Annotated in this window: 12 protein-coding genes and 1 pseudogene; 9 read left to right on the forward strand and 4 right to left on the reverse strand. The window is 64.9% G+C overall.

Features of this window, described 5'->3' with window-relative positions:
- Positions 1-12: 12 nt before the first annotated feature.
- Positions 13-1,071, forward strand: a pseudogene (locus Q7514_RS03835) (PucR family transcriptional regulator); the annotation flags it as partial.
- A 280-nt stretch (positions 1,072-1,351) separates the two neighbouring features.
- Positions 1,352-2,695, forward strand: coding sequence for an NADP-specific glutamate dehydrogenase (gene gdhA, locus Q7514_RS03840; protein ID WP_330132014.1), 1,344 nt, complete (start codon positions 1,352-1,354; stop codon positions 2,693-2,695).
- A gap of 78 nt (positions 2,696-2,773) precedes the next feature.
- On the opposite strand, the gene Q7514_RS03845 is transcribed toward gdhA, so the two are convergent.
- Genes Q7514_RS03845 through Q7514_RS03855 form a run of 3 tightly spaced genes read right to left on the reverse strand, consistent with a single transcriptional unit; the run spans position 2,774 to position 5,363 of the window.
- Positions 2,774-2,980, reverse strand: a complete 207-nt coding sequence (locus tag Q7514_RS03845) for a hypothetical protein (RefSeq protein WP_330131893.1) — start codon at positions 2,978-2,980, stop codon at positions 2,774-2,776.
- Positions 2,981-2,991: 11 nt separating this feature from the next.
- Positions 2,992-4,215, reverse strand: a complete 1,224-nt coding sequence (locus Q7514_RS03850; RefSeq protein ID WP_330131894.1) for a fatty acid desaturase family protein — start codon at positions 4,213-4,215, stop codon at positions 2,992-2,994.
- A gap of 41 nt (positions 4,216-4,256) precedes the next feature.
- On the reverse strand, positions 4,257-5,363 hold the full coding sequence (locus Q7514_RS03855; RefSeq protein WP_330131895.1) for a ferredoxin reductase: 1,107 nt from the start codon (positions 5,361-5,363) through the stop codon (positions 4,257-4,259).
- A gap of 165 nt (positions 5,364-5,528) precedes the next feature.
- Here Q7514_RS03855 and Q7514_RS03860 point away from each other — a divergent pair, with 165 nt between their 5' ends.
- The 5 genes from Q7514_RS03860 to Q7514_RS03880 all read left to right on the forward strand — a co-directional run bounded on the left by Q7514_RS03860 (position 5,529) and on the right by Q7514_RS03880 (position 9,403).
- On the forward strand, positions 5,529-6,179 hold the full coding sequence (locus tag Q7514_RS03860) for a TetR family transcriptional regulator (RefSeq protein WP_330131896.1): 651 nt from the start codon (positions 5,529-5,531) through the stop codon (positions 6,177-6,179).
- Between the two features lie 22 nt (positions 6,180-6,201).
- Complete coding sequence (locus Q7514_RS03865) at positions 6,202-7,086, forward strand: alpha/beta fold hydrolase (protein ID WP_408016022.1); 885 nt, start codon at positions 6,202-6,204, stop codon at positions 7,084-7,086.
- A gap of 24 nt (positions 7,087-7,110) precedes the next feature.
- The gene (locus Q7514_RS03870) at positions 7,111-7,551 is read left to right on the forward strand and encodes a hypothetical protein (protein ID WP_330131897.1); all 441 of its coding nucleotides are present in this window, start codon (positions 7,111-7,113) and stop codon (positions 7,549-7,551) included.
- A gap of 76 nt (positions 7,552-7,627) precedes the next feature.
- Positions 7,628-8,449, forward strand: coding sequence for an acyl-CoA thioesterase (locus Q7514_RS03875; RefSeq protein ID WP_330131898.1), 822 nt, complete (start codon positions 7,628-7,630; stop codon positions 8,447-8,449).
- Between the two features lie 66 nt (positions 8,450-8,515).
- The gene (locus tag Q7514_RS03880; RefSeq protein ID WP_330131899.1) at positions 8,516-9,403 is read left to right on the forward strand and encodes an SGNH/GDSL hydrolase family protein; all 888 of its coding nucleotides are present in this window, start codon (positions 8,516-8,518) and stop codon (positions 9,401-9,403) included.
- Here Q7514_RS03880 and Q7514_RS03885 read toward each other — a convergent pair.
- Entirely contained in the window at positions 9,389-10,720 is a 1,332-nt protein-coding gene (locus tag Q7514_RS03885; RefSeq protein WP_330131900.1) for an MFS transporter, read from the reverse strand. The genes Q7514_RS03880 and Q7514_RS03885 overlap by 15 nt on opposite strands.
- A 75-nt stretch (positions 10,721-10,795) precedes the next feature.
- On the opposite strand from Q7514_RS03885, the gene Q7514_RS03890 reads away from it, so the two are divergent.
- A complete protein-coding gene (locus Q7514_RS03890; RefSeq protein WP_330131901.1) occupies positions 10,796-11,554 on the forward strand; it encodes an AraC family transcriptional regulator ligand-binding domain-containing protein in 759 nt (252 codons plus the stop codon).
- On the forward strand, positions 11,551-12,384 hold the full coding sequence (locus Q7514_RS03895) for an SDR family oxidoreductase (protein WP_330131902.1): 834 nt from the start codon (positions 11,551-11,553) through the stop codon (positions 12,382-12,384). Before Q7514_RS03890 ends, Q7514_RS03895 begins: the two co-directional genes overlap by 4 nt.
- The last annotated feature ends 11 nt before the right edge of the window (positions 12,385-12,395 follow it).

Genomic DNA, 12,395 nt, shown 5'->3' on the forward strand with positions numbered 1-12,395 from the left:
TGCTGCCGACCGGCCAACAACATTCCGGTCGAGCATCTGCAACCGACGACGGCTGCGGTGGAATACGCCTTGCGCCTCGCCCAGCGGGAAGTACCGTCGCATTCTCTGGTACGGGCGTACCATATGGGCCAGGACTACATGCTCGAGGCGTGCTACGACGAGATCGACGCATGTGACCTGCCGAGCCCTCAGGCCATGGCCGTACTCGAGCACATCTCGGGAGTGCTCTACCGCTACATAGACGCCATCACGCTGTACGTATTCGGTGCATACGAGCAGGAACGACGACGGTGGATCGGCGCGCAGGGGAACGTCCGATCGTCGACCATTCACGGCATGCTCGCCGGGAATCCGGCCGAGACGAGTGCCTTCGAAACCGAGACCGGCTATCGCCTCGAACGACTCCATGTCGCGGTCATTGCCTGGTCGACCGACAGCAGTGACAACGATCTTCCCCGACTCGATCGATACGTCCGCGACATCGCACGCCATCTCGGCACGGAGTCGGCCCCCATTCTCACTGCCGTCGACCGGGCGACGATGTGGGCCTGGCTACCGTTCGGACGCCGGCGGCCCCACATCGACACCGCAGAACTGTCCACTTCGGTACCCGGGAGCCCGGGCTTCCGCGCGGTCCTCGGCCTCGCTGCCGGAGGCGCCGCGGGATTCCGGCGCCCGCATGAGCGAGCCCGTGCAGCGCACACGGTCGCGAGTCTTCCCGACACCTCCACCGGCCCGATCATCGGTTTCGGTGACCGGGGTGTCGCGGTGATCTCGTTCCTTGCGGCGAACCTCGATTCGAGTAGGGAGTGGGTCGGGGAGGTATTGGGCCCACTCGCCGAGAACACAGCCCAGGCCGCAGACCTGCGCAAGACGTTGAGCGCGTACTTCGAGACCGGGGAAAGCCACCTCCACACCGCGCAACGGCTGAATCTGCATCGCAACACCGTGAAGTACCGGATCGGCAAGACGCTCGGCGACCCGGCCACGGGCCTGTCGAACCACAGCACACTCGACATCGCACTCGCCCTGCGCGCGTGCGAATTCCTCGGTCCCGCAGTACTCCGCTGACCCGTCCGCCCTGGTCACAGCCGTGCATCGGTCCGACGAACCAGGACACCTGGACGAAGGCATCGGTAGAATCACATACGACGCTCAGGCCGCCGCACGATCGGGCACACGCGCCCTGTTCTGCCACTCCGATTGCCGCTGAGGCCGCGTTTTCCGATTGTCGCGACAGCTGTGTTCCTTCTCGCACACGGGGACCGGATTACCAGACAGTAGTGCTCGGCACCTATAGTTCACGACGTAAATACGGTGTAACAGTCTTCTCACAGTCAGGTAGGTGGGCGTGTCGACCTCGGACCGCATCGCAGAGATCTATGAACAGGTCAAGGCCCGCAACGCGGGCGAACCCGAGTTCCATCAGGCTGCGGCCGAGGTGTTCGAGTCTCTGCACGTAGTGCTGGAACGCCACCCGTCCTACTTCGATTCCGGGCTCATCGAGCGCCTCTGCGAGCCCGAGCGGCAGATCATCTTCCGGGTGCCGTGGATCGACGACAACGGTCAGGTGCACGTCAACCGCGGTTTCCGTGTGCAGTACAACAGCGTGCTCGGCCCCTACAAGGGCGGGCTGCGCTTCCACCCGAGCGTCAACCTCGGCATCGTGAAGTTCCTCGGTTTCGAGCAGATCTTCAAGAACGCGCTCACCGGCCTGCCCATCGGCGGCGGCAAGGGCGGCTCGGACTTCGATCCCAAGGGTCGTTCCGAGCAGGAGATCATGCGCTTCTGTCAGTCGTTCATGACCGAGTTGCACCGCCACATCGGTGAGTACACCGACGTTCCCGCAGGTGACATCGGTGTCGGCGGACGCGAGATCGGCTATCTGTTCGGCCAGTACAAGCGTTTGACGAACTCCTACGAGTCCGGTGTCCTCACAGGTAAGGGACTCACCTGGGGCGGATCGCAGGTCCGCAAGGAAGCGACCGGCTACGGCGTCGCGTACTTCGTCGCGGAGATGGCCGAGGCCCGTGGCCACTCCCTCGAGGGTTCGACCGCTGTGGTGTCGGGTTCCGGCAACGTCGCCATCTACGCGATCGAGAAGATCCACCAGCTCGGCGGCAAGGTGGTTGCCTGCTCGGATTCCTCGGGCTACATCTACGACAAGGACGGCATCGACTTCGCTCTCCTCAAGGAGATCAAGGAAGTCCGTCGCGCGCGTATCTGCGAGTACACCGAGGAGCGCACCGGTGCCGAGTTCTTCGCCGACGGCAATATCTGGAGCGTCCCGTGCGACGTCGCGCTGCCCTGCGCCACCCAGAACGAGCTCGACGAGACCGCCGCCAAGACCCTCGTCACGAACGGTGTCAAGGTCGTCGCCGAGGGCGCTAACATGCCGACCACCCCGGGCGGTATCTCGGTGTTCCGCGAGGCGGGCGTCCGTTTCGCCCCCGGCAAGGCCGCCAACGCCGGTGGCGTCGCCACCTCCGCGCTGGAGATGCAGCAGAATGCGTCGCGCGATTCGTGGCACTTCGACTACACCGATGAGCGCCTCGCGGGCATCATGCGCGACATCCACGGTCGCTGCATCGAGACCGCTGCCGAATACGGCAAGCCGGGCGACTACGTGCACGGCGCCAACATCGCCGGCTTCGTGAAGGTTGCCGACGCGATGTTCGCCCTCGGCGTGATCTGACGAAGCTCGCAGACCTGTTACGAAGCTCGCAGCCCCAGTGGTCATCCACTGGGGCTGCGAGCTTCGTATCTGCCCTGCTTACTTCTCTTCGGGCTCCTCGTGATCGGTGCGCGCCTTCCGGGAGGCTTCGCGCATTTCGATCCCTTCGGTGATCAGGTCACCGATCTCGCGGGTCACGTCGCGAACCGCGCCGGCGATGATGCTCGCGATCGCGCCGACATGCGTCGCCGTCGATTCGGTCACCTCCTGGATGACGTCCTTGTTCCGCTCGAATCTTCCAACCATGCCGGATCCCCTCACGCGTTGTCCCGCGCGAGAGTACCCGTCGCCTCGGAGCTTCGCTCGGGACTCGGCGAACGGTCGATGAGCACCGTCGTCTCCGGCACGGGCGACACCAGTGCCGGCGGAAGCGCGAACCGGAAGATCTTCTTCCAGACGGAGGAAACCTGCGCGAACAGACCACCGGTGTTGTAGGGCAATCCATGCTTCTCGCAGAGAGCCTGCACCTGCGGGGCCAGTTCCGGATACCGGTGTGCGGGCAGATCGGGGAACAAATGGTGTTCGATCTGGTGCGACAGGTTGCCCGACATGATGTGGAACAGCGGGGTGCCGCTGATGTTCGCGCTCCCCAGCATCTGACGCACGTACCACTCGCCACGCGTCTCGTTCGCGGTCTCGTCCTTCGAGAACGACTGCACACCCGACGGGAAATGACCGCAGAAGATGATCGAGAACGTCCACACGTTGCGGACCAGGTTGGCGGTCGCATTGCCGACCAGCGTCGGAACGAACATCGGACCGCTCAACAACGGGAACGCGACGTAGTCCTTGACCACCTGACGCCGCACCTTGCGCCACCAGCCCTGGGCCAGCGGGATCACGTCGCGCCAGCTCCGCTCACGCGAGACGATCCGCTCCACTTCCGCATCGTGGAACATGACACCCCATTCGAAGAGCAACATCAAAACCGTTGCGTACACGGGGTTTCCGAGATAGTACGGGTGCCACTTCTGCGCGGGGTCCATCCGAAGGATGCCGTACCCGATGTCACGGTCCTTCCCCACAATGTTCGTGTAGGTGTGATGCATGTAGTTGTGCGAATGCCGCCACTGGTCCGACGGGCACACGGTGTCCCACTCGAATGTGCGGGAATTCAGCGACGGCTCGCGCATCCAGTCGTATTGGCCGTGCATGACGTTGTGGCCGATCTCCATGTTGTCGAGGATCTTCGACACACTGAGCGATGCCACTCCGGCCACCCACGCCGGCGGGAAGAAACCGAGGAACAACAGGCCGCGACCGGCCACCTCGAGTGCACGCTGGGCTTTGATGATCCGGTAGATGTATTCACGGTCCTCGGCGCCGAGGGATGCAACGGTGCGTTCCCGCAACGCATCCAACTCGCGGCCGATCTCGTCGACCTGGTCGCGGCTCAGGACTATCGGATCCGGCACGACCTGCGTGCGACCACCCGACAGAAACGGCAGGAACGGAATCGACGGAAGAGTCAAACCGAACATGCTGTCCTCCATTTTCTCTGGTTGGAAAGTTCGCTTCGTTGTCAGAGTTCGACGGCTACGTTGCCGACCGGCGCACTGACACAGATCTGGATGCGCCCACCGGGTTCGGAATCGAGGTCACCCGTGCGCACATCGCGTGTGCATCCGGAGTTCCGGATCGCCGTGCAGGTGTGGCAGATTCCCATGCGACAGCCGTGTTCCGGCGCGAGTCCGGCGTTCTCGGCCTGCTCGAGGACTGTGGCCCCGGTATTCGCGGCAACGATTCCCGACTCGGTGAACGACACCGAGCCGGACGCGTCGTCGGGGTCGACGACGTACGCGGGCGGTGTGAATTCTTCGGTGTGCAGCAGATCCGAGGATCCGGCCGCGGCGTAGAGGTCGCGGACGCTCTCGACCAGGCCGGACGGCCCACACACGTAGGTCGGAGTGCTGGCGAACCACGGCGCGACCGCGTCGAGGTGTGCGCGTTCGAACCGTCCGTGCAGGTGCCCACCCTCGCCGCGCGTGTGAGCGAGCACGACCTCGACGTTGGGCAGCGATGCCAATGCGTCGAGTTCCACGCGGCGGGGTACGTGTGCCGAGGTACGCGCGTAGTGCACGAACGTCACTGCACTCGTACCGCTTTCGGAAGCGATCGCCCCCAGCATCGACAGCACCGGGGTGATACCGGAACCGCCGCTGATCATCAGCAGGCGCGATGGCCGAGATTCGGGGAGTACGAAGTTCCCTGCGCCGTCACCGACCTCGACGACGTCCCCCACCCGTGCGTGTTCCGCAAGATGACCCGATACCAGCCCACCGGACCGCGTACCGACGGTGAGCACCACGTCGCGTGATCCCGGCACGATCGCCGGCGAGAGCGTGCGCACGTGCCGTACACCGTCGATCACGACGGCAACCTGGATGTGCTGCCCCGGCTCGAACCGGCACGGCCGTGCGGGACGCAGGGTGAGCGTCGTCGATCCGTGCACACTTGTATCGATACTGGTGATCCGGGCGCGATTGGCGACCGTCGTGAGCAGAGGGTCGGCGAGTTCGAGGTAACGGTCCAGGTGATGCGGTGTCGAGAGTGCACCAAGTGCTCCGAAGAGGAGTTTTCTGACTCCGATCCGAAGAGGGACACGGCTCGGCGCGGGGCTCACAGTCATGATTTCCAACCTTCCGATGCGGAGGTAGTCATTCAGTGCACATTCGTACACTGAGTTCAGTGTGCCAGGGTCGTACCGAACGCTGTCAACCCTGATGTGACGGCAGTAACAATCCTGTCGGGGGCGGCACGACCGCGGAGCGCCCGGCGTGCCTACACTCGGGGCGTGCCCGTAGCGCCCGCCCCCCAACCAGCCCCCGAACCGACCAGCCGGGCCGAACGCAAAGAACGCACCCGTCAGGCAATCCTCGACGCCGCACTCGAGCTGTCGTCGGATCGCAGTTTCGCGAGCGTGAGCCTGCGTGAGGTCGCGCGCGCAGTCGGCATCGTGCCGACGGCCTTCTACCGGCATTTCGCGTCGATGGAAGAACTCGGCGTCGCACTCGCCGACGACACGATGCGGTTGCTCCGCTCGGTCCTGCGCGACGCACGTCGCAATCCAGGACCATCCAATGCCCAGGCATCGCTGGCCGCCTTGCTCGGGCAGGTGCGCGACCACGAACTGGCATTCCGATTCCTCGCGCGCGAACGTCACGGCGGTCACCCGGCAGTGGCGCGGGCCTTCACCGTCGAACTCCGCCTGCTCACCCGCGAACTCGCGGTCGACCTCGCACGCATCCCCCAGCTCGCGGCATGGAATACCGACGATCTCGAGATGGCGGCCAACCTGCTCGTCACCTCCATGTTCGAAGTGGTGCTGGACCTGCTCGCCGTCGCACCCGGACGCGCCGCCGAAACCGAAGTCCTCACCCGCGGAGAGAAGCAGATGCGCCTGATCATGCTCGGAATGGCCGCGTGGAATCCGCTCCACGACTGACTTCGGGACGTACCGTTGAAGGGTGCCCGAAACAGCAGCGTTCGATTCAGCAGCGTTCGATTCAGCAGGGTTCGAGTCCACTGCCGTCACGCTCGGCGACCTGACCTTCGACGTCCGGTTCGCGGGCCCGGCCGACGGACCACCGATCGTACTGCTGCACGGCTTTCCCCAGACGTCGCGGTGCTGGAACGCGGTGGCCGCGGAGCTTGCCGGCAACGGTATGCGGGTGCTGCTACCCGATCAGCGCGGCTACTCCCCCGGCGCCCGCCCAACCGAGGTCACGGACTACAGGATCGATCACCTGCGAGCGGATGTTCTCGGAATTCTCGATGCATTCGATGTCGACGACGCGCACATCGTCGGACACGATTGGGGTTCGTCGGTCGCATGGCACGTGGCGGCACATCATTCCGCGCGGGTGCGATCACTGACCGCTCTGTCGATCCCGCACCTTGCTGCGTTCGGCTCGGCGTTGCGCGAGGACGAGGACCAGAAAGCACGCTCGACGTACTTCTCCCTGTTCCGTGAACCCGGCAAGGCCGAGCACGTCCTGCTCGCCGACGACGCGCACCGGCTGCGCGCCCTCTACGGCGAAGGAGTAGCGGCCGACGCAATCGACGAATACGTGCGCGTGCTCCGCCGGCCGGGCGCGCTCACCGCCACCCTCAACTGGTATCGGGCGATGACCCCCGACACCGGTGCTCTCCCGCCGGTGAAGGTCCCCACCACCTACATCTGGAGCACCGACGATGCTGCGGTCGGCCGGTTCGCCGCGGAACTATGCGGTGACTACGTCGACGCCGACTACACGTTCGAGGTGCTCGACGGCGTGTCGCACTGGATCCCGGACGAGGCTCCCGACGCCGTCACGGCCGCCATCGGCACACAGGTGGGACAAGGTAGATGAGAAGCTGCCGATGAGGAGATCCCCATGAAACGAGGCGCGCTGCTGCTGGTTGTGTTGATCGCGGCTGCGGTGGCAGCGTTCTTCATTGCGTGGGACGGGCCGAAGGACCCACCTCAGCGCACCCTCGACGACAGCGCGTTCGTCCTGGACGGGCACTCCACGACCTGCACCGCCCTGTTCCGCAAGCCTTGTGATTACGAAACCCAGCTCGAATACAACCGCCGGGGCACGGAGCTCGACACCTTCGTGGACTCGACCGACCTCGGGCCATGGGGCAACTCCCTGCCCTTCGCGGACGCGGCCGAGCTCGCCCTGCAAGCATGCGTGTACTCGCGCACGGCGGGAATGACGGTCCTCGAATTCATCGAGCTGGGGCAACGTACCCACCCGGACGCCGGATCGGTCGAGCTCACCCCCTTCTGGAACAAAGCACGTCAGGAACTGTGCGCCACACCGTGGCAGTAATCGATGCGCCCCACCTTCCAACGCACTTACCCGGGCGGTAATCGAGGAGCACCGCCGACTCTGGTTTCATGACGTCATGCCCGAAACCGAGAACGCCGTCCATGTCTTCGACACCGCTGTAGAGCTCACCGCCATCGATGCGGGTCGCTATATCGGAAACACCCACCCCGCGTACGCGAACATGGTCGGACCGTTCGGCGGTGTCACGGCCGCCACGATGCTGCAGGCCGTCCGGCTTCATCCCGAGGTTCTCGGGGCCCCGCTGTCGCTGACGGTCAACTTTGCGGCAGCGATCGCCTACGGCGAGTTCGAAGTTGTCGCCCGGCCGGTGCGTACCAATCGTTCGAGCCAGCACTGGGTGATCGAGCTGGCCCAGGACGGGGCCGTCACCACCACCGCCACCGCCGTGTTCGGCAACCGCAAGGACACCTGGGGGGCGACCGAACTTGGCAAGCCCAGCGCGCCTCCTGCGAACGAAGTCGTCGCCAGCCCGTTTCCCGATTTCGTGGCGTGGGGCAGGAACTACGAGATGCGATTCGTGGAGGGCCCGATCCCCGGTGCCGACGCCTCCCCGCACCCCGATTCCACCTCGACTCTGTGGGTCCGGGACGAACCTGCACGCCCGCTCGACTTCACCTCGCTCACCGCCCTGTGCGATGTCTTCTACCCCCGCGCGTTCCTGCGGCGCGGCCACGCGCTCCCCGCGGGTACGGTGACCCTGACGATCTACTTCCACGCAGACGCGGCCGAGATCGAAGCCCAGTCGGATCAACCGATCCTCGCCACGGCCCGCAGCAATCGATTCGGGAAGAACTACTTCGACCAGACCGCGCACCTGTGGGGCTCGGGCGACACCCTGCTCGCCACCGCCCACCAACTGGTGTATTTCAAGGCATAACGCCCGAATCCCTGACAGTCCCGGCGCACCCCGTCATGATGGAACGATCGGACAACAGGGGGTCACATGCGCCGATCATCGATGGGGAGTCGCGCGGCTTCGGCTGCCGTCGCGGTGGTTGCAGCCACTGCAGTGAGTGTGGTGGCGCCGACACCGGCGTTGGCTCAGTCGTTTTACAATTCGTATGTCGCCTTGGGTGATTCGTTCGTCGCCGGCCCGGGTATCCCACCACAGGGCTCGGGCCCCGAATGTGGCAGATCCGCGGTCAACTATCCGAGCCTGGTTGCGGATGCGATCGGTGTCGGCGACTTCGTCGATGCGTCGTGCGGCGGTGCCGTCTCGGAAGATCTCCGGGGCACTCAGATCTCCGTCGTCACCCGAGCCGACATCGCACCGCAATACGACGCATTGCGGCCCGACACCGACCTGGTGACGGTCGGGATCGGCGGAAACGACATCGGCCTCGTACAGTTGGCCATTTCCTGCATCAATTCAGCCGCTCCCCCGCAAGGTGTGTCCTGCGCGGAAGACAATCCCGACCGCCCCGATCCGTACGACGCCGCGATCGATGCCTTCGCACCCACGTACACCACGATCGTCGAAGAGATCCGGGCCCGGTCGCCGCACGCAGACATCCTGTTCGTCGGCTACCCGACGGGTATCCGTGACGGTGGCTGTTTTCCAGAGCAACAGATGTGGCCGCAGGACGCCACGTACCTGCAGTCCAAGATCGACCGGCTCAACACGGTGATGGCCCAGCAGGTCGGTGCGGCCGGGGCCGAATTCGTGGACCTTCGCACGTCCACGATCGGGCACGACTCGTGCGCCACCCCCGACGAGCGGTGGATGGAAGGGATCGTTCCGACCTCGCCTGGTATCCCGCTACACCCCAACGCAGCGGGCCACCGCAATGCGGCGGAGCAGGTGGTCGGCGCACTCTCAGCGAACGACTGAGCGTTCAGGTGCACGCACCGCGAGCAACGAGGCCAGGCCCGCCGCCAGCACGAGGAGAAGCCCCACGATGCCCGCCCGGTCCGCGCCGAACCACCACGCGAAGAATCCGAACAGCGTCGGCGCCAGGAACGACACCGCGCGACCAGTAGTGGCATAGAGGCCGAACATCTGCCCTTCGCGGCCGACCGGGGTGATGCGGACGAGGAAAGTACGCGCCGACGATTGTGCGGGGCCGACGAACAGGCACAGCAGAAGTCCGAATATCCAGAACATCAACGGTCCGGACACCACCAACAGCACCGCCCCCACCGCGATCATCGAAACCAATGAGGCGACGATGACCGCCTTCGGCCCGACCCGATCGTCGATGCGGCCTGCCGCGAGCGCACCGAGCGCCGACACCACGTTCGCGGCCACACCGAACAACAACACGTCGGCGGCGCTGATCTCGTACACGGTGACAGCGAGGACGGCACCGAAAGTGAACACCCCGGCGAGTCCGTCGCGGAACAAGGCGGACGCGCCGAGAAAACCGACAGTGCGCCGGTCCTCGTTCCACAATTCCTTCAGGTCGCTCCACAGCACACGATACGACTCGACGAAACCCACCCGACGTTCGTCGTCGGCGCGTTGATGGGGCTTCTCGGGCACAGCGAACAATACGGGCAGGGCGAACACCGCGAACCACACCGCAGCGAGCAACGCCACCAGTCGGATGTTGAGTCCGTCGTCGGTGGTGATCGACAGGAAGCCTCGGGTGTCGCCGTCGCCTGCGATGAATCCCGTATAGCACAGCAGAAGCAGCACGATCCCACCGAAATAACCCATGGACCAGCCGAATCCGGAGACCCGACCGATGTTCTTCTCGGTGGAGACCTGACTGAGCATCGCGTTGTACGGGACATTGGCGAGTTCGAAGATCACCGAGCCGGCGCCGAGGAGTACCAGTCCGAGCCACAGGTAGTGGTGGTCGTCCCGAACGAAGAACATTCCGGCCATCAACACCACCGTCACGAAGGTCAGAACCCCCAGTGAGCGCTTCCGTCGGCCGGTCGCGTCGTACTTCTGCCCCGACACGGGCGCGAGTACGGCGATGGCGAATCCTGCGATGCCGAGCGCCCAACCGAGCCAGGTACTCGCGGAGATCGACCCGGGAAGATCATCCCCGACGGCATCGGTCAGGTACACCGAGAACACGAAGGTGAGGATCACCGCGTTGAACGCTGCCGAGCCCCAGTCCCACAGGCCCCACGCGAAGACCTGCCGCCGTGTCGCGTCAGCACCCATGCCGGGTCTCACGTCCGTGTGTGTGTTCATGCCCCGCAGCTTATGAGTGACCGGACGACGATGCGACTGCGCGCCCCAGAGCTTGTCTTTCGTGTCATGGTCCCGGTGACCCGCGCTGCCGGCCTTCGCGGATTCACGTCGCCGGTCGAAGAACTCGGCGGCGACCCGAATCGGCTACTGAAGCGGTTCGCGTTGTCCCCGGACCTCATCGCCTCCGACGACGAACTCATCCCGATCGACGCGCACGACTTGATGTTCGACACCGCAGCTTCCGAACTCCACTGCCCTGACCTCGGCCTGAGGCCGGCGGCGCTGCAGCACCTGAGCGTCCTCGGCCCGTTGGCACTGGCGATCCAGGAGTCGTCGACGGTGGCAGCAGCGCTGCAGTGCGCGGGCGTGGTACGTCGACGGCGGACTCAACGGGGTGGACCCGGCGAAGTTCGTGACATTCGACGGCGACATCGAGCTCGGCCGGGGCATCGCACTGCTGTGGACGCCCGGCCACACCGACGGCAACCATTCGCTCGTCGTCAACACTCCGGACGGAGTGTGGGTATCGCCGGAAAACGGTATCTCCCTGGACAACTGGCAACCCGAACTCTCACGGATTCCCGGTGTGCGCAATTACCACGAACAATCGGCCGCGAGATCTACCCCAATGCCAGTAGCCTGGAAGATTCGCTCGATCAGAACGATTCGATGATCAAGGAGAAGACCTTGGCCGACCCCTGCACAGCAGACCTACGCTGGCTCCAGATCCTGCCGTTGAGCGAACTCGCTCCGCGGAAACGGCAGTGGCCTGTCGTACCGACCTACGTCCACGGCGGTATCGAATACGGCGAGATCAAGGCCGGTCGGCGATGAGCCGCATTCATGCGGGCGCGGTGGTCACGGGCGCCGGTCGCGGTCTCGGCAAGAAGATCGCCGCTCTCCTCGTCGAGTGCGGCTACCAAGTTCTGGTCACCGACGTCGACCTGGCAACTGCGCAGGACACGGCCGACGAACTCGGCGGCGGCACCACAGCCCTTGCCGTCGACGTCCGCGACCACACCCAGGTGGAAACCGCGCGCGACGCGATCGTCGAACGCGCGAGACGTCTCGATGTGTGGGTGAACAACGCCGGAGTCCTGCTCACCGGCCCGGCCTGGGAACAGGACGAGGCGGCCCGCCGGTTGATCATCGAGGTCAATGCACTCGGCGCGATCAACGGAACCGTTGCGGCCATCGAGGCAATGCGCGGCAACGGCGGCGGTCACGTCGTCAACGTCGTGTCGCTCGCCGGCCTGACCGCGGTGCCCGGCGAAGCGGTATATGCGGCGTCCAAACACGCAGCGCTCGGTTTCAGCCTGAGCACGGTGGCCGACCTCCGGCTTGCAGGCATCACCGACATCGACATCTCGTGCATCTGCCCGGATGGTATCTGGACACCGATGCTGCACGACAAGCTCGACGATCCGGCCTCAGCGCTGTCGTTCTCCGGGAAGCTGCTCGCACCCGACGAAGTCGTCGATGCGGTGCGCACGGTGCTCGACTCGCCGCGGCTGGTCACGACGATCCCACGGTGGCGTGGATTGCTCGTCCGGTTGGGTGACACGTTTCCTCGGTTCGGCCTGAAAACCGTACCGCTCATGGTGGCGCAGGGACGCCGAGCCCAGCGAAAGTTGAGATCCACCGGCGGACCTCGCAATCTGTGAGCTCGACCAGT

Source organism: Rhodococcus artemisiae (genome assembly GCF_036327795.1).
Taxonomy (GTDB): Bacteria; Actinomycetota; Actinomycetes; order Mycobacteriales; family Mycobacteriaceae; genus Rhodococcus; species Rhodococcus artemisiae.

Coding starts and splice junctions, on each gene's coding strand:
- Q7514_RS03845 (WP_330131893.1), bottom strand. CDS start 2,980: ATGGTTGGAAGATTCGAGCGGAACAAGGACGTCATCCAGGAGGTGACC.
- Q7514_RS03850 (WP_330131894.1), bottom strand. CDS start 4,215: ATGTTCGGTTTGACTCTTCCGTCGATTCCGTTCCTGCCGTTTCTGTCG.
- Q7514_RS03855 (WP_330131895.1), bottom strand. CDS start 5,363: ATGACTGTGAGCCCCGCGCCGAGCCGTGTCCCTCTTCGGATCGGAGTC.
- Q7514_RS03870 (WP_330131897.1), top strand. CDS start 7,111: ATGAAACGAGGCGCGCTGCTGCTGGTTGTGTTGATCGCGGCTGCGGTG.
- Q7514_RS03875 (WP_330131898.1), top strand. CDS start 7,628: ATGCCCGAAACCGAGAACGCCGTCCATGTCTTCGACACCGCTGTAGAG.
- Q7514_RS03880 (WP_330131899.1), top strand. CDS start 8,516: ATGCGCCGATCATCGATGGGGAGTCGCGCGGCTTCGGCTGCCGTCGCG.
- Q7514_RS03885 (WP_330131900.1), bottom strand. CDS start 10,720: ATGAACACACACACGGACGTGAGACCCGGCATGGGTGCTGACGCGACA.
- Q7514_RS03895 (WP_330131902.1), top strand. CDS start 11,551: ATGAGCCGCATTCATGCGGGCGCGGTGGTCACGGGCGCCGGTCGCGGT.